Origin of the sequence: Chelonobacter oris (assembly GCF_000772535.1) — a bacterium.
Taxonomy (GTDB): domain Bacteria; phylum Pseudomonadota; class Gammaproteobacteria; order Enterobacterales; family Pasteurellaceae; genus Chelonobacter; species Chelonobacter oris.
The window spans coordinates 1-15,008 of sequence record NZ_JSUM01000013.1 but is presented as its reverse complement, the minus strand read 5'-3'; the positions used below and the strand labels follow the sequence as shown (position 1 = coordinate 15,008).

The 15,008-nt window shown below is 46.8% G+C and carries 18 protein-coding genes and 2 pseudogenes; 13 read left to right on the top strand and 7 right to left on the bottom strand.

Going from position 1 to position 15,008, the window contains the following annotated elements:
- Window positions 1-203: 203 nt before the first annotated feature.
- A pseudogene (locus tag OA57_RS07915) lies at window positions 204-879 on the bottom strand (helix-turn-helix domain-containing protein).
- Between the two features lie 171 nt (window positions 880-1,050).
- On the opposite strand from OA57_RS07915, the pseudogene OA57_RS12610 reads away from it, so the two are divergent.
- The 3 genes and pseudogenes from OA57_RS12610 to OA57_RS12900 all read left to right on the top strand — a co-directional run.
- Window positions 1,051-1,149: pseudogene (locus OA57_RS12610) on the top strand (phage major tail tube protein); the annotation flags it as partial.
- Window positions 1,150-1,232: 83 nt separating this feature from the next.
- The gene (locus tag OA57_RS07910; protein WP_034616029.1) at window positions 1,233-1,556 is read left to right on the top strand and encodes a phage tail assembly protein; all 324 of its coding nucleotides are present in this window, start codon (window positions 1,233-1,235) and stop codon (window positions 1,554-1,556) included.
- Complete coding sequence (locus tag OA57_RS12900; protein WP_084589900.1) at window positions 1,556-1,693, top strand: GpE family phage tail protein; 138 nt, start codon at window positions 1,556-1,558, stop codon at window positions 1,691-1,693. Before OA57_RS07910 ends, OA57_RS12900 begins: the two co-directional genes overlap by 1 nt.
- Here OA57_RS12900 and OA57_RS07905 read toward each other — a convergent pair.
- Entirely contained in the window at window positions 1,675-1,983 is a 309-nt protein-coding gene (locus OA57_RS07905; RefSeq protein WP_034616026.1) for a hypothetical protein, read from the bottom strand. The genes OA57_RS12900 and OA57_RS07905 overlap by 19 nt on opposite strands.
- Window positions 1,984-2,508: 525 nt before the next feature.
- Here OA57_RS07905 and OA57_RS12920 point away from each other — a divergent pair.
- Window positions 2,509-2,775, top strand: coding sequence for a YchJ family metal-binding protein (locus tag OA57_RS12920; protein ID WP_084589899.1), 267 nt, complete (start codon window positions 2,509-2,511; stop codon window positions 2,773-2,775).
- Window positions 2,776-2,835: 60 nt separating this feature from the next.
- Here the strand turns inward: OA57_RS12920 and tpiA are convergent, their stop codons facing one another.
- Window positions 2,836-3,603 carry a triose-phosphate isomerase gene (gene tpiA / locus OA57_RS07895; RefSeq protein WP_034616024.1) on the bottom strand — a complete coding sequence of 256 codons (768 nt, stop codon included), beginning with the start codon at window positions 3,601-3,603 and terminating at the stop codon, window positions 2,836-2,838.
- 208 nt (window positions 3,604-3,811) lie between these two features.
- Between tpiA and OA57_RS07890 the strand changes: the two genes are divergently transcribed.
- Window positions 3,812-4,243: a hypothetical protein gene (locus OA57_RS07890; RefSeq protein WP_034616022.1), complete on the top strand. Its 432-nt coding sequence runs from the start codon at window positions 3,812-3,814 to the stop codon at window positions 4,241-4,243.
- A gap of 33 nt (window positions 4,244-4,276) precedes the next feature.
- Here OA57_RS07890 and proA read toward each other — a convergent pair whose 3' ends face one another.
- Window positions 4,277-5,539: a glutamate-5-semialdehyde dehydrogenase gene (gene proA, locus OA57_RS07885; protein ID WP_034616019.1), complete on the bottom strand. Its 1,263-nt coding sequence runs from the start codon at window positions 5,537-5,539 to the stop codon at window positions 4,277-4,279.
- Between the two features lie 85 nt (window positions 5,540-5,624).
- Window positions 5,625-6,764: a glutamate 5-kinase gene (proB, locus tag OA57_RS07880; protein ID WP_052122435.1), complete on the bottom strand. Its 1,140-nt coding sequence runs from the start codon at window positions 6,762-6,764 to the stop codon at window positions 5,625-5,627.
- A 116-nt stretch (window positions 6,765-6,880) separates the two neighbouring features.
- Here proB and OA57_RS07875 point away from each other — a divergent pair, with 116 nt between their 5' ends.
- Genes OA57_RS07875 through folA form a run of 3 tightly spaced genes read left to right on the top strand, consistent with a single transcriptional unit; the run spans window position 6,881 to window position 8,645 of the window.
- A complete protein-coding gene (locus OA57_RS07875; RefSeq protein WP_052122434.1) occupies window positions 6,881-7,672 on the top strand; it encodes a threonine/serine exporter family protein in 792 nt (263 codons plus the stop codon).
- Between the two features lies 1 nt (window position 7,673).
- The gene (locus OA57_RS07870; RefSeq protein WP_034616016.1) at window positions 7,674-8,141 is read left to right on the top strand and encodes a threonine/serine exporter family protein; all 468 of its coding nucleotides are present in this window, start codon (window positions 7,674-7,676) and stop codon (window positions 8,139-8,141) included.
- Window positions 8,142-8,165: 24 nt separating this feature from the next.
- Window positions 8,166-8,645: a type 3 dihydrofolate reductase gene (gene folA, locus OA57_RS07865; protein ID WP_034616013.1), complete on the top strand. Its 480-nt coding sequence runs from the start codon at window positions 8,166-8,168 to the stop codon at window positions 8,643-8,645.
- A 90-nt stretch (window positions 8,646-8,735) separates the two neighbouring features.
- Here the strand turns inward: folA and efp are convergent, their stop codons facing one another.
- A complete protein-coding gene (efp, locus tag OA57_RS07860) occupies window positions 8,736-9,302 on the bottom strand; it encodes an elongation factor P (RefSeq protein WP_034616010.1) in 567 nt (188 codons plus the stop codon).
- A gap of 74 nt (window positions 9,303-9,376) precedes the next feature.
- Here efp and epmB point away from each other — a divergent pair, with 74 nt between their 5' ends.
- From epmB to OA57_RS07845, 3 genes are all read left to right on the top strand, one after another.
- Window positions 9,377-10,405 (top strand): EF-P beta-lysylation protein EpmB, encoded by a 1,029-nt coding sequence (gene epmB, locus OA57_RS07855; RefSeq protein ID WP_034616008.1) that lies wholly within the window; start codon window positions 9,377-9,379, stop codon window positions 10,403-10,405.
- 110 nt (window positions 10,406-10,515) lie between these two features.
- Window positions 10,516-11,625: a LysM-like peptidoglycan-binding domain-containing protein gene (locus tag OA57_RS07850; protein ID WP_034616006.1), complete on the top strand. Its 1,110-nt coding sequence runs from the start codon at window positions 10,516-10,518 to the stop codon at window positions 11,623-11,625.
- Window positions 11,626-11,696: 71 nt separating this feature from the next.
- Window positions 11,697-12,104 (top strand): MliC family protein, encoded by a 408-nt coding sequence (locus OA57_RS07845; RefSeq protein ID WP_034616004.1) that lies wholly within the window; start codon window positions 11,697-11,699, stop codon window positions 12,102-12,104.
- Between the two features lie 39 nt (window positions 12,105-12,143).
- Here the strand turns inward: OA57_RS07845 and OA57_RS07840 are convergent, their stop codons facing one another.
- Window positions 12,144-13,007 carry a YicC/YloC family endoribonuclease gene (locus OA57_RS07840; protein ID WP_034616002.1) on the bottom strand — a complete coding sequence of 288 codons (864 nt, stop codon included), beginning with the start codon at window positions 13,005-13,007 and terminating at the stop codon, window positions 12,144-12,146.
- Between the two features lie 131 nt (window positions 13,008-13,138).
- Between OA57_RS07840 and rph the strand changes: the two genes are divergently transcribed.
- Together rph and pyrE are read left to right on the top strand one after the other, a co-directional pair.
- Window positions 13,139-13,858 carry a ribonuclease PH gene (rph, locus tag OA57_RS07835; protein ID WP_034616000.1) on the top strand — a complete coding sequence of 240 codons (720 nt, stop codon included), beginning with the start codon at window positions 13,139-13,141 and terminating at the stop codon, window positions 13,856-13,858.
- Window positions 13,859-13,867: 9 nt separating this feature from the next.
- Entirely contained in the window at window positions 13,868-14,509 is a 642-nt protein-coding gene (gene pyrE / locus OA57_RS07830; protein WP_034615998.1) for an orotate phosphoribosyltransferase, read from the top strand.
- The last annotated feature ends 499 nt before the right edge of the window (window positions 14,510-15,008 follow it).

Genomic DNA, 15,008 nt, shown 5'->3' with positions numbered 1-15,008 from the left:
AAAATAAAAGTTAGGGATTAAGTTGGAGAATGCGGGAATAAGTGGGAGAAAATACCGATAAAACGGGGCTTGAGAAAACTCAGCCCCTTTTTTGTGCCATTAAAAAATGAAAATGGAAAGTGAGAAAAATTTTGGCCGAAACGTGAAAATAACCGCTTTAAATGAGAAACGGCAAAATCTTTTAAATGCTGTTAAAACGGCGTTTAAACGAGCAAGTTATGCCCCACGTGAACAACCTGACCGATGATGTCGATATTGGTATTTTTCGCGAACTCAACATCAATTGGCGCATAGATATCTTTGTTGTCACTAATCAAGCGAATGCCGCCAATCAAGCCCTGAATGCGTTTAACCATCAATGCGGATCACATAGATTTTGCCGTCACGTGGCGTTTTATTGCCGGTGTCAACCAACAACACATCGCCATCATAAATGCTTGGTTCCATACTGTCCCCAACAGCACTGATCATCACGAGATCTTTTTTACGCAGGCCTTTGCGCGCAATCCACTCTTTAGTGAATGCCAGGTGGCGTGTGGGTTCAGCAGTGCCCTCAGTAAATGCGCCATAACCTGCCGATGCACGAATAGCGTAATATGGGATAAACTCAAAATCACCCATATACGATAGCTCATCTTCGGTGTACTTCACTTCTTTGTTAGTGACCGGTTCCACCTTAAAGCCTAAAGCCTCTTGAGCTTCAGCAGGTAAAGAGCTGTAGTGATATTCAAAGGTCTTTCCCTTACCCCCCGAACGTTGTCTTTTAACCCAATTTTCACGCTCTGCTTTTTTGCTCAGCCCCTTATCAGATGCTGGAAAATCCTTTAATTCTTTATCTAGTAGTTCAGCGACGGAAAACCACTCTTTAAAGTTCCCCATAAGAACCCCTTTTAGGAACTCAGTTTTTCAAAAGAAGTGAGAATACAATTATTTGATTTAAAAAAGAATTTAAAAATAATTGGATTTTTTTGAAAAGAACTATTGAGCCTCTAACAAAATGGCATCATAGTTCTTTCCAGTTACTCACAAGTGTAAATTATTAGTATTAAGAGCGGCAAGGAAATTTTATTCTTTGATGCGATAGCGAACACCTTCCGTGTCAACGGACAAGATGTGTTGCAGAAGTACCGCACGAATATCGGGCAGTAAAATCTTTAAAGCCGTTTAAAATCAATTATCGGCAACTTCCTCTATTCTCCTTAGTGAAAACAATCAATCACTAAGGAGTTTTTATGTCTAACGAAGCCCAAAAAGTCTTATCTAATCTGCGCGTGTACAAAACCCACGTACTGAAATACCCGATTTCCACCCCTAGCGGCGAGAATATTACTGAAATCTCCATTCGCCGCATGACATTAGCTGATCGTGAGCAAATTGAAAATCAAAACTTTGATTATGAAAAGCAAGGGGTAAAAGCCGCTAAATTTGTTTTATTGCGCTTATCCAACTTAGTCGCAGAAGACTTGGAGCAACTGGATAATGAGGATTTTATTGTTCTGGAAGGTTTCGCGGTTGAGTTGATTAAAGGGGGAAAGTTGGAGAAATCGCCGAGTTAATGCCGGTTTTATCTGACTTGGCGTGGTGGTTTGGCTGGTCGCCGAGCGACATTTGGCAACTCGATGTAATGGAGTTGCCAATGTGGATAGCGCAAATGCACAGGCAAATTAAAGCAGGTTATGCGCGAGTATTTTGACGCTGACGAATATAAGTTATAAGGCTGACAACACCTTGGGCGAGTAAACCTGCAACACCGGCTATCGCCGCTAAGGCTATACCGATAGCCGGTGCGATAACGACCCCGATAGCGATGATTCCCAGCGTGACAGCAGTGGCAAGTAGCGCGCTATATTCAGCGGCAAGGGAAACCGTGAAAAACAGTAGCCAACCGGCGGCACCAATTAAGGCGATAAGAACGCTAAAAACAGCCACTTTTACGCCGACTGGGTTGTCGCTATCAAACAACATTTCAAACAGGTCTGACATATCGTCTCCTTTTCCGTATTTGACGCATTTTTAACACAGGACATCTGAAATGGCAAATGAATTAGTTATCGGTTTCAGAAAGTAGTGCATAAAATGGATCGCTATTAGGCACCAGTGTTGAACGAAAGCGAACTACACAGTCTTTTTTGCCGCTTTCAATAAAGCGTATGGGTAGGAAATCGGTGTTATAGACAAATGTAAAACCTCGGTCATTGCTAATGGTATAGGTTGAACCATCTACCTCAAACGTCTCTGCTTAATGAACAGCAACCAGTGCTAGTTCTGCCATCATTTCATCTTCTGTTCTCATTTTAAATGGAAGAATACTTCACCTCGTCTTGTTATCCTGTTGTTTTGTTGGACACAGCATTACTCTGTTAGTGGGTGAAGTGAAGTCTAAAGTGGGGTTAAAACAACTGACTGGCGAGTAGATCGGCTGGAGAGGTATGGAGGTCTAAAATGGAATTTAAAACATCATTAAAAGAGAATTTAAACGGTATAAAAAACCGCTTTAAATGAGAAAAAATAAAGCCGTTAAATTTTCTCACTTTAAGCGGTTGCGTTTCTCAAATTTCGCGGGCGGCAACAGTGGCGTTTAACGCCTGTTACCGCAGCGCAAACGGACTGGAAGTTCATCATGAGTTGTCCACCTTTGTCAATATCAATGGGCTTTGGTATTTTCTTGATCCTACCGTTGAAATCAATCTCAGTATGAAGCAGGCCTGCTTGTGCGGCTCAGGCAAAAAATTTAAACAATGCTGCGGACCTTTTTTAAGAAACTCAACACAATAAAAAACCGAATCGCTGTTGTCAGGATTCGGTTTTTTTGTGGAAAGTGTGCTTAACGCAACATTAATTTTTCGCTTTTTCCGCCGCTTTGACGATCACCGCAAATGCCGCCGCTTTCAGTGAAGCGCCGCCGACCAGTGCGCCGTCAATATCCGGCTGGGTGAACAATTCTGCGGCATTGGCATCATTGACAGAACCGCCGTATTGCAGGATGACTTGATCCGCAACGGCTTGATCTTGTTTCGCAATGTGATCACGGATAAATTTATGCACTGCTTGCGCTTGCGCAGGCGTCGCCGATTTGCCGGTGCCGATTGCCCAGATTGGTTCGTAAGCGATAACCGCCCCATTGAATGCTTCTGCGCCTAGCGTATTTAACACCGCATCAATTTGACGGGCGCAAACCGCTTCGGTCTCACCCGCTTCGTTTTCTGCTTCGGATTCGCCGATACACAATACCGGAATCAGACCGGCAGCTTTCAGAGCGGCAAATTTCTTCGCCACAAATTCATCACTTTCTTTGTGATAAGTACGGCGCTCGGAGTGGCCGATGATAATATATTTCGCGCCGAAATCTTTTAACATATCGGTCGAGATGTCACCGGTATAAGCGCCGGATACATTCACGTCCGCATTTTGCGAACCTAAGACAATATTGCTGCCTTGCAAAGCGGCTTCTGCTTCCGCCAGATACATCACCGGCGGTGCAATTGCCACATCACAGCCTTTCACTTCGGCCAATTCCGCTTTTAACCCGGCGATTAATTCACGGGTCATCGCTTTGCTGCCGTTTAATTTCCAGTTACCCATCACTAAAGGACGACGTGCCATTTTTTTCTCCTTGTTTGCGCCTTCCGTCGGCGCCTGATTAATTAATAAAAACTTTCCTCACTATAGCAAAACTTGTCTTAAATTGCTTTTTTCCGTTCAAAAAATTTCGGCTTTTTTACTTTTTTGCCGTTTTTTCTGTAACAACAGATGATTATTGCTTATAAAAACGCTACAATTTGCGCAATAACCGATTAATTTAGAGGCAGTTATGCGGATATTTAAAGCTGAGTTATGGAATCTTGAGTTAATTCTGCCCTTGTTCGAGCAATACCGCCGTGAGCAAGGCATGAACGACAATCCGGAAAGAGCATTGGCTTTTCTGGCAAACCGGATTCGTTTCAGCGAAAGTATTCTGTTTATCGCCGTCAACGATCAGCAAGCCGTCGGTTTTGTTCAGCTTTATCCCCGTTTATCGTCCGTCAGATTACAACGTTATTGGCAACTGACCGATATCTTTGTCACCCAAATCCCCAATCAGCAAGAGATTTTACGCGAGCTGCTGCGCAAAAGCCGAGAGTTCGTCAGCTTTACCCAAAGTAATCTGTTGGTGGTGGAAAGCGCCCAAACGCAGCGGGAATTCTGGCACCAGCAGGGCTTTAAACTCAATCCGAATAAAGGTGTGTTTGAAGTGCGGTTGTAAGAGAAAAATCGGGCGTTACGCCCGATTTTCGGTTTATTTTCTGCTTACATAATCCCCATAACACACCCATTTATAGGTAGTCAGGGCTTCCAGCCCCATCGGGCCGCGGGCATGTAATTTTTGTGTGCTGACCGCCACTTCGGCGCCCAAACCGAATTGCGCGCCGTCGGTGAAACGGGTGCTGGCGTTAACGTACACCGTTGCCGAATCCACCTGATTGACGAATTGACGCGCCAGTGCCTGTGATTCGGTCAGAATGCCGTCGGAATGGTGGCTGCCGTATTCCTGAATGTGCGCAACCGCCTGATCAATATCGTCCACAATCACCACATTGACATCGTTACACAGCGCTTCATTACGTAATTTTTCATCGCAGACCGCACTTGCCGTCGCACCGTACTTTTGTAATATCGGCAGAGCCTTGTCATCAGCATAATAATGCACGTTTTTTTCAGCCAATTGTTTGACCAAACGAGGAATAAATTCTGCCGCAATACTGTGCTGCAACAACAAGGTTTCAACCGAATTACAGGCACTCGGGCGCTGCGTTTTGGCATTATCAATCAATGCCAGTACACGTTGCAGATCAGCGCTTTGTTCGACAAAAAGATGACAGATTCCAATCCCGCCGACAATCACCGGAATGGTCGAATTCTCTTTGCATAACTGATGTAACCCGGCGCCGCCGCGCGGAATAACCATGTCGACATAGCGATCCAGTTTTAATAATTGCATTACTAAAGTGCGGTCCGGATCAATAATCGCCTGCACGGCTTCCGCCGGCAGATTAGCCTGTTGCAAGGCTTGCCGCACCACTTGCAGCAGCACCTCATTGGTGTGGCGCGTTTCCTTACCGCCGCGCAGAATAACGGCATTGCCGGTTTTCAAACACAGCGAAGCCACATCAATCGTTACATTCGGACGAGCTTCATAAATGGTCGCAACCACGCCGAGCGGCACACGCACTCGCTGAATCGACAAGCCGCTGTCCAGTGTACCGCCGTCAATCAGCTTGCCCACCGGATCAGCTAGCGAAATGACATGACGCACATCATTGGCAATCCCCTTTAAACGTTCGGGCGTCAGTAGCAGGCGATCAATAATCGCAGCACTGATGCCCTGCTCTTGTGCCTGCTCAATATCGATCGCATTGGCTGCCAAAATCTCACTTTCTCCGGCTTCCAGTTGATCGGCTATCACTTGCAGCGCCCGGTTTTTTTCTGCCGTGGAAAGCTGAGCCAGTACAAATGCCGCCTGTTTGGCTTTTTTGCCCATTTCAATGATATTTATCGTCATTCTCGTTTTCTCCCGTTATTATGTCGGTGTGACAAAAGTGGTGCGGAATCAGACCTTAATCTACATGACACGATGTCGATTTCACTTACGACAACACCACCATATCATCACGGTGAATCGCCACCGCACCGTATTCATAACCGATTGTTGCGGCGATTTCAGTCGATTTTTTGCCCTTGATTAATGCCAGCGCATCACTGTTGTAGCAAGCGACGCCAATGGCAATATCTTTGCCCTGTAACGTGCGGATTTTCACCACTTCGCCACGGGAAAAGCGCCCTTCTATCCGCACGATCCCCGCCGGCAGTAAGGAACGCTGTTGTGTCAAAACCGCACTTTGCGCCCCGGCATCAATCACCAATACGCCGACCGACGGGGCGGCAAACAACCACTGTTTACGGCTTTGCAACGGCGAAAGCAAGGCGTTGAATTTGGTCCCGATCGCTTCACCGTGCGCCAAATCGACAATCACATTCGCCTGACTGCCGGGGGCGATAATGGTTTCAATTCCGGAGCGGGTAGCGATATCCGCCGCCGTAATTTTCGTACTCATACCGCCGGTCCCCAAGCCCGATACGCTGCCGCCGGCAATGGCGCGAATGTGATCGGTAATCTTGTCGACACACGGAATCAGTTTGGCGTTCGGGTTGGCTCGGGGATCACTGTCGAACAGTCCTTGCTGATCCGTCAACAGGTACAATTGATCCGCATTTGCCAAGATGGCTGCCAACGCCGATAAATTATCATTATCGCCCACTTTGATTTCCGCTGTTGCCACCGCATCATTTTCATTGATAATCGGAATAATATTGTTGTCCAGCAACGCATTCAGCGTATCGCGCGCATTCAAAAAACGCTCGCGATCCTCTACATCGGCACGGGTCAGCAACATTTGCCCGATATAAATATCGTAAATATCAAACAACTGCTCCCAGGTTTGAATCAACTGGCTCTGCCCCACGGCCGCCAACAGCTGTTTAGACGCAATGGTCGGCGGCAATTGCGGATGTTGCAAATAATGCCTTCCTGCCGCCATTGCGCCGGAGGTCACAATCACCACACGAAATCCCTCTTGCTGCAATTGCGCGCACTGCCGCACGATATTTAGCATATGCGGACGATTGAGCTTGGACGAACCTTGCGTCAGCACGCTGGTGCCGAATTTCAATACAATGGTTTTTGCTGATTTTTTCTCAATAGTGCCGGAATGCGAATGTTTTTGCATAATTCTTGATCTAAAATAAATAACAAAGTGAATGTTACGTTACCATTAATCAGCATAAAAATCATGTAATAAAATCGCTTTTACAGGCGTCTGATTCAGTATTATTCGGAGAAATTATGGCAACACAACATGCCGCCATCAACCAAGCGGAACAACAGGAAATCACCCGGCTTTGTGTGCATACCGCACTTTTATTGTTACAGCACGGCGCTGAAAGCACGCTTATCAGCCAAGTCGCCACCCGCCTCGGCAAAGCATTGGGTGTGGAAAGCGTGGAAGTGGCACTGACCGCCAATGCCGTAGTACTGACGACGTTACATCAGGGACATTGCATCACCACCGCACGCCGCAATCAGGATCACGGTATCAATATGCATGTGGTCACCGAAGTGCAACACATTGTGATTGCCGCCGAACACCATATTTACGACAGCGCAGTGGTCAGAAAGAAACTCTATAATATAAAACCGCTCAAATATAACCGTTATTATGTCTTGTTCATGGTCGGATTGTCCTGCGCCAGCTTTGCCCATTTGGCGGGCGGCGATGCCCTAATTTGCCTGATCACCTTTCTCGCCTCCTGTTGCGGCATGTTCGTCCGACAACAACTGGCGGCGCACCACTACAACCCGATGATTGTCTTTGCCGCCACCGCATTTGTCGCCACCTGTGTTTCCGGTTTATCATTGCGTTTCGGTCTTGGCAATGACGCCCAAATCGCCATTGCTTCCAGCGTATTATTACTGGTTCCCGGCTTTCCGTTTATCAACGCCTTGTCCGATATTTTGAAAGGCTATACCAACATGGGAATCGGACGCTGGGCATTGGCGACCGTACTGACGCTCGGCGCTTGCATCGGCATTGTATTTGCATTAAGTTTGCTGAATATCAGCCAATGGGGGGCATAATATGAACGTGTTATTAACGTTACTCGACGACATGCTGTTTGCCGCCATTCCGGCGATCGGTTTTGCCCTGCTGTTTAACGTGCCGCAAAATGCACTGAAATATTGTGCCTTACTCGGCGGATTAGGCCACGGCTTTCGCAAATTATTGTTAATGACGGTCGATATGCCATTGGTATTCGCCACTTTTTTTGCCGCCGCACTGATAGGCTTTATCGGCGTTTATCTGTCGCAACGCTATCTGGCGCACCCGAAAGTGTTTACCGTCGCCGCCATTATTCCGATGATTCCGGGTGTATTTGCCTATAAAGCCATGATCGCGGTTGTACAGATCCACCATATCGGGTATTCTGACGTTCTGTTTCAGCAAGCCGTTGATAATTTTGTCAAATCCGGTTTTATCATCGGCGCATTGGCGTTCGGGCTGGCGTTACCGGGATTACTGTTCTATCGTCGGCGACCGGTTATCTAAATGATATCCTCTGGGGGGAAATCCATGCAAATCAGTCTTATCGTCGCCTTCACCCAAAATCGGGTTATCGGCAAAGACAATCAAATGCCGTGGCACTTGCCGCAAGATTTGGCTTGGTTCAAACGCAACACCCTGAACAAACCTGTGATTATGGGGCGTAAAACCTTTGAATCGATCGGACGCCCACTGCCCAACCGCCGTAATATCGTGTTGTCGCGCAATCCGTTTGTGTACCACGGCATACAATGGGCAGACAGCCTGCAAACCGCACTTTCACACTGTAAAGATGAAGCCGAAGTGATGATTATCGGCGGCGGCGAGCTGTTCAAACTGAGCCTGCCGCTAGCCGATAAATTGTATTTGACTGAAATTCAAACCGCACTTGACGGCGATACTTTCTTTCCGCAGATTGATTTCACGCAATGGAAAACCGTGGAAGAAACGTTCAGTGAAGCCGATGAGAAAAATGCCTACGCTTGTCGGTTCTTAATATTGGAAAAATAAAAAACGGCGATAAAGCCGTTTTTACCTTCAATCTGTTTACGGGTAAAACAAGAAAACAGCGAAAAATTCGCGCCCGTTTTCCCGAAGAAACTACTTCACGCGCGCAACATATTCGCCGGAACGGGTATCCACACGAATCACTTCACCAATCTGCACGAACAGCGGCACTTTCACCACTGCGCCGGTGCTTAATGTGGCCGGTTTGCCGCCGGTGCCGGCGGTGTCGCCTTTCAAGCCCGGATCGGTATCCACGATTTCCAGTTCCACAAAGTTCGGCGGTGTCACCGAGATCGGACTGCCGTTCCATAAGGTCACGATACATTCCGCTTGATCCAGCAACCATTTGTCATTGTCGCCGACCGCTTTGGCATCCGCCGATAATTGTTCGAATGTTTCGTTATTCATGAAATGCCAGAAATCTTCGTCTTTATACAAAAACGTCAAGTTGGTATCCATCACATCCGCCGCTTCCACGGTGTTGCCGGATTTAAAGTTCACATCCAATACTTTGCCGGAGATCAGTTTACGGATACGCGTGCGGGTAAACGCCTGCCCTTTACCCGGTTTCACGAATTCATTTTCCACGATCACGCAAGGTTCGCCGTCTTGCATAAATTTAAGACCCGGTTTGAAATCACTGGTAGAATATGTTGCCATAATGTCCTCATTATTTGAAAAAAGCGATCTTAAAGGCAATCCTGAATTAAGATCACAAAAATTTTGCCTAAAACTTGCATATGATAACCCAAAACCCCCTGTTTAGAGAAGAACCAATTGATCAACCAAGCTGGTTAGATTACCTTGCCAATGCCATTAATGATCCTGAAATTCTACTGGAGCAACTGAACTTACCCAAAGTGCGGTTCGAACATGATATCGCCGCACGTCGTCTGTTTCCGTTGCGCGTACCGCAACCGTTTGTCGACAAAATGGAAAAAGGTAATCCGCATGATCCGCTGTTTTTACAGGTGATGTCGGCTCAACAGGAGTTTATCCAAGCGGAGGGCTTCAGTATCGATCCACTGCAAGAGCAGCAAAGTGCGGTACCGAACCTGCTGCATAAATACCATAATCGGGTATTGCTGATGGTCAAGGGCGGTTGTGCGGTGAATTGCCGTTATTGTTTCCGTCGTCATTTTCCCTACCAAGACAACAAAGGCAACAAACGCAACTGGCAAACCGCACTTGACTATATTGCACAGCATCGCGAAATCGAAGAGGTGATTTTTTCCGGCGGCGATCCGCTGATGGCAAAAGACCACGAGCTTGGTTGGCTGCTGACCGCACTTGAACAAATCGGACATATTAAAACGGTGCGGATTCACACCCGTCTGCCGGTGGTGATCCCACAACGGATTACCCCCGCACTTTGTCGGCGCTTGGCAAGCTCACGTTTCAATAAAGTGCTGGTAACACATATTAACCACCCGAACGAAATCGACCGCACTTTAGCTGAGCATTTGGCGCTCTTGAAAGCCGCCAATGTCACCCTACTGAATCAATCGGTATTGTTGAAAGGTATTAATGACACGGCATTAATCTTGAAGCGTCTCAGCGACAAACTGTTTGCCGCCGGCATTTTACCGTATTACCTGCACTTGCTCGACAAAGTACAAGGAGCGACGCATTTTTATCTCAATGATCGGCAAGCACTGGCGATTTATCATGAGCTGCAAAAAATCAGCTCCGGCTATCTGGTGCCGAAACTGGCACGAGAAATTGCCGGCGAACCGAATAAAACCCTGATTACTGGCGATTGAAAAAAAATTCAGGCGAATTCCAGCAAAAACAGTTTTTCTTTTGTCTAATTCCTTTAGAATAGAAAAATATTTTTATCCATAAAAACGTATTTTTACATTTGAGGTGCAGTGTGACTTCTGACAATTCACAAAACGCAGGCGATAGCGGCGCATCGTCTAACGATAAACAAAATCAATTAAAATTTGAATTCAGTAATATGGAGCCCATCACGCCCAAAAAACCGATTGAAGAGAAACCTTCATTTTTGGACAAAGCCAAAGGTTTTTTACCAAAACGTGAGCACAAGGAGGAAAGCGTGAACCCGACGAATCCGCAACAACCGCTACAAACCGAAACCGAGACTGAAACCGAACAGCCCGAAACACTTAACAAAACAACGGAAGACACTGTACGCGAGCCGCTCAGCCACCGCCTGAAAAAACCGGAAACCTGGGGGCTGCTCAATCGCCTGCCGGCTAAACACCGCCGCCTGTTTATCGCCCTGCTCGGGTTGATTCTGGTTTTACTGATATTCTTCTGGCTGAAACCCAGCTCCACCACGACGGTTGATGCGTTGCAAGCACAAAATGCCAACTCGCTGCCTATCGAATTCCAACCGCTGAACCAATCGGAAGAAGAAGCGGTCAATCAGCCGCTTGAACAAACCGATAACAATCTGCCGTTACCGCCGAACAGTCAGACAAATACGGCAACAAACAGCCTGCCGAGCAGTCATGTCTCGCTGACCGATACCGTGACCAATACCGCAGCTGCCGCAACACAACTACAGACAAAACCGTCGGCTCCGCCGTCAACGCAATCCCCAGCGGCACAGCAGCCGACCGCCGTCACGCCGCCACGGTATGAAGCGCCGAAAACACAGCCAAAAACAACAAGCAAACCAAGCAATACCACGTCAAACCAGACCAAAACCGCCACACCGCCAAAAGCTACGGCAAACAAAGCGGCAACAGAAAGCGGCGCATCGGTTTCAAACCGCACGTTGACAATTCCAAAAGGCGTGTCATTAATGCAGGTCTTCCGTAACAATAATCTGAATATTGCCGATGTCAACGCCATGACCAAAGCCAATGGCGGCGAAAAAGCGCTAAGCAGCTTCAAACCGGGCGATAAAGTGACTATTCAGCTGAATTCGCAAGGCAGGGTCAGCCGATTGACACTACAAAACGGCAGCAGCTTCAGCCGCAACAGTGACGGCTCTTATCAATATCGACCATAAGCACAAACGCCATTACCGCACCGGTAATGGCGTTTCCACTTTGCACATTAAGTTATGACGAGGAACATTCGATGATAAAAGCGCTTTTATTTGGTGGCTTGATTGCCTTATTGTCTGCCTGCCAGAATATCGATCACGGCACCTCCTCCCTGCAACCGATCCGACAAAACACCTCAGGCTCCGCTATTTCCACGCAAACCTTGCCAAGCGAAGATGCCACACAGTATTATCACTGCGACAACGACGTTGAAATCAAAGTCATCGTCCTGAATTCCCTGGCAATCAAACAACATTCGAAAAATCCCTCTATCCAACTGACCTTGAATAACATTAAACAACACTTACAACCGGTGGTATCCGACAGCGGCAAACGCTATGCCAATATTCAATGGAATTGGTGGGAAAAAACCCAAAGTGCGGTATTGAGCAACAGTTTAGGCGAAGTGATTGTCAGCGGATGCGTGCCGAAAGCGCAATAACCGTCAAGTGCGGTTCTCGACCGCACTTTATCATTATCGCTATTCCAAATTCTGAATCTGTTCCCGCATCTGCTCAATCAGCACTTTCAATTCCACCGCCGAATTCGTAATCTCAGCATTAATCGATTTTGATGCCAACGTATTGGATTCCCGATTCAGTTCCTGCATCATAAAATCCAATCGACGACCGACCGCACCGCCCTTTTTCAAGGTTGATGTCGTTTCTTTTACATGCATTTGCAGCCGATCCAGCTCCTCGGCAACATCAACCCGCTGAGCCAGCAAAATCATTTCCTGCTCCAGCCGCTGCGGATCGGCTTGCAGTTGGATTTCATCAAAGCGCTGTTGCAATTTATCCCGCTGCCATTGCAAAACTTGCGGCATTTGCGACCGCACTTTTTCAGCTTCCACGCTAATCAAATCCAACTTTTGCCGGATAATGGTTTGCAATTTCTCCCCTTCACGCCCACGCATGGCAATAAAATCGTCCAGTAATTGATCGAAAGCAGTTAATAAATCCTGCCCGATTTGATCCAAATCCTGCTCCGCCGACTCAACCACCCCCGGATAGCGCAATACATCAGTCAGACTGATTTCACCTTCACCGGCTTGCTGTTTCAGCCATTGCAATGATTTCAATACCTGTTGCGCCAGATCTTGATTGAGCTGCAATTCAACCGCACTTTGATTTTTCAACTCCAAGCGCAGATTGCATTCGACTTTACCGCGGGTAATTCGCCGGCGGATTTTCTCGCGCAGTGTATTTTCCAGCCCTCTGAACGATTCCGGCAAGCGGAAAAAATTTTCCAAATAACGCTGATTAACGGAACGAATTTCCCATGCGGCATTGCCCCAAGCCTGCTTAACTTCCAAACGGGCAAAGGCTGTCATACTGTAAATCATGTTTTTTCCTCGATATTATTCTATGATTAAACCGCAAACATTGTACTGCTTATTTCTCGGACTGTCGTGTTTAAAAGTGCGGTTTAGTGTTAGAATATGTCGGATAACTCAAGAGAATAATGGAGAACCTAATGCGTCCGAATGACCGTCCTTTACAAGCCGCCCGCCCGATTCAAATCACTCGTCACTACACCAAACATGCCGAAGGCTCGGTATTGATCGAATTCGGGGATACCAAAGTGTTGTGCAACGCCAGTCTGGAAAACAGTGTTCCGCGCTTTTTGAAAGGTCAAGGGCAAGGCTGGATTACTGCCGAATACGGCATGTTGCCGCGTTCAACCAATGTCAGAATGCAGCGTGAAGCGGCGCGAGGCAAACAAGGCGGCCGTACACTGGAGATTCAGCGCTTAATCGGGCGTTCACTACGCGCCATGATTGATTTAACCGCACTTGGGGAGCGTACTATCACCGTTGACTGTGATGTTATCCAGGCGGACGGCGGCACCCGTACTGCCGCAATCAGCGGGGCTTGCGTGGCAGTGATCGATGCTGTCAATGCCCTGCTGGCAAGCGGCGATTTAAAAACCAATCCGATTAAAGGGTTGGTTGCCGCCGTTTCGGTCGGCATCGTAAACGGTAATGCGGTATGTGATTTGGAATACGTGGAAGACTCCGCCGCTGAAACCGATATGAATGTCGTCATGGCGGAAGACGGCAGAATGATTGAAGTACAAGGGACAGCTGAAGGTGATCCGTTCAGCCATGGGGAATTATTACAATTACTGGATTTGGCAAAAGGCGGCATTGAACAGATTTTTGCCGTACAACGCCAAGCGTTGGACACCGAATAAGGACGGCGTATGCAAGCATACAAACAGCAATTTATCGAATTCGCCCTGAGTCGTAATGTCTTGAAATTTGGTGAATTCACTCTGAAATCCGGTCGGCTCAGCCCCTATTTTTTTAATGCCGGTCTGTTTAATCGCGGCAAGGATCTCGCTCGCTTAGGCGAGTTCTACGCAGCCGCCATTCAAGCTTCAAATATTGACTATGATGTTATCTTCGGCCCCGCCTATAAAGGCATACCGATTGCAACCACCGTTTCCATTGCCCTAGCCAATCGATTTAACAACGACAAGCCTGTCTGTTTTAATCGCAAAGAAGCCAAAGATCACGGTGAGGGCGGCAACCTTATCGGCAGCCCTTTACAGGGCAAAGTTCTACTGGTCGATGATGTGATTACTGCCGGTACAGCGATCCGTGAATCTATGCGCCTAATCGAAAACAATCAGGCGAAACTCAGTGCGGTCATGATCGCATTAAACCGCCAAGAACGTGGCGCAGGGGCGTTATCAGCCATTCAGGAAGTCGAACGTGATTATGGCTGTCGAGTTTTTTCCATTATCAATCTAGACGATTTATTACAATTCTTGGCTGCCAATCCGACATATCAGCAGTACCTGCCGTCAATGCGCCGTTACCAACAACAATACGGCATTTAACCGCACTTAAGGCTGAAGTAATATATTTACTCAGCCATTCCTGTTCGCAACACCGGTTAGTATTAGATGATATCTAATAAAATAAGATTTTTTATAAAAAACAATCAAACTATAGCGTAAAAATAAAAAATAATCCGCATAAAAAGATTGATACATTGATTTCTATATTGTATAAATAAAGCATATTTTATTTTTTCTTTATATTTTTTCGGAAAGCAAATATGTGGCTATTTTTCTCTGCGCAGAAAACTTGAATTTAATCAGCCAAACTTGATTTTTAGGTTGGCTGGTTAAAGCCGCCTTTTTTACCGCACTTTTATTTCTGGGTTTGAAGTGCGGTTTTTTTTAATCTTTACTGATCTAAACTTATTATCAACAAATCCAATCTCAAAACCGGTTACAAAAAATCTAATAAAGAGTTATTCCCGGATTTAGCCGTAAAATTTCTCAATAAAGATAAACCGTAAGCCTTGAGGCTATCTCCCCCAAGTGCGGTCGG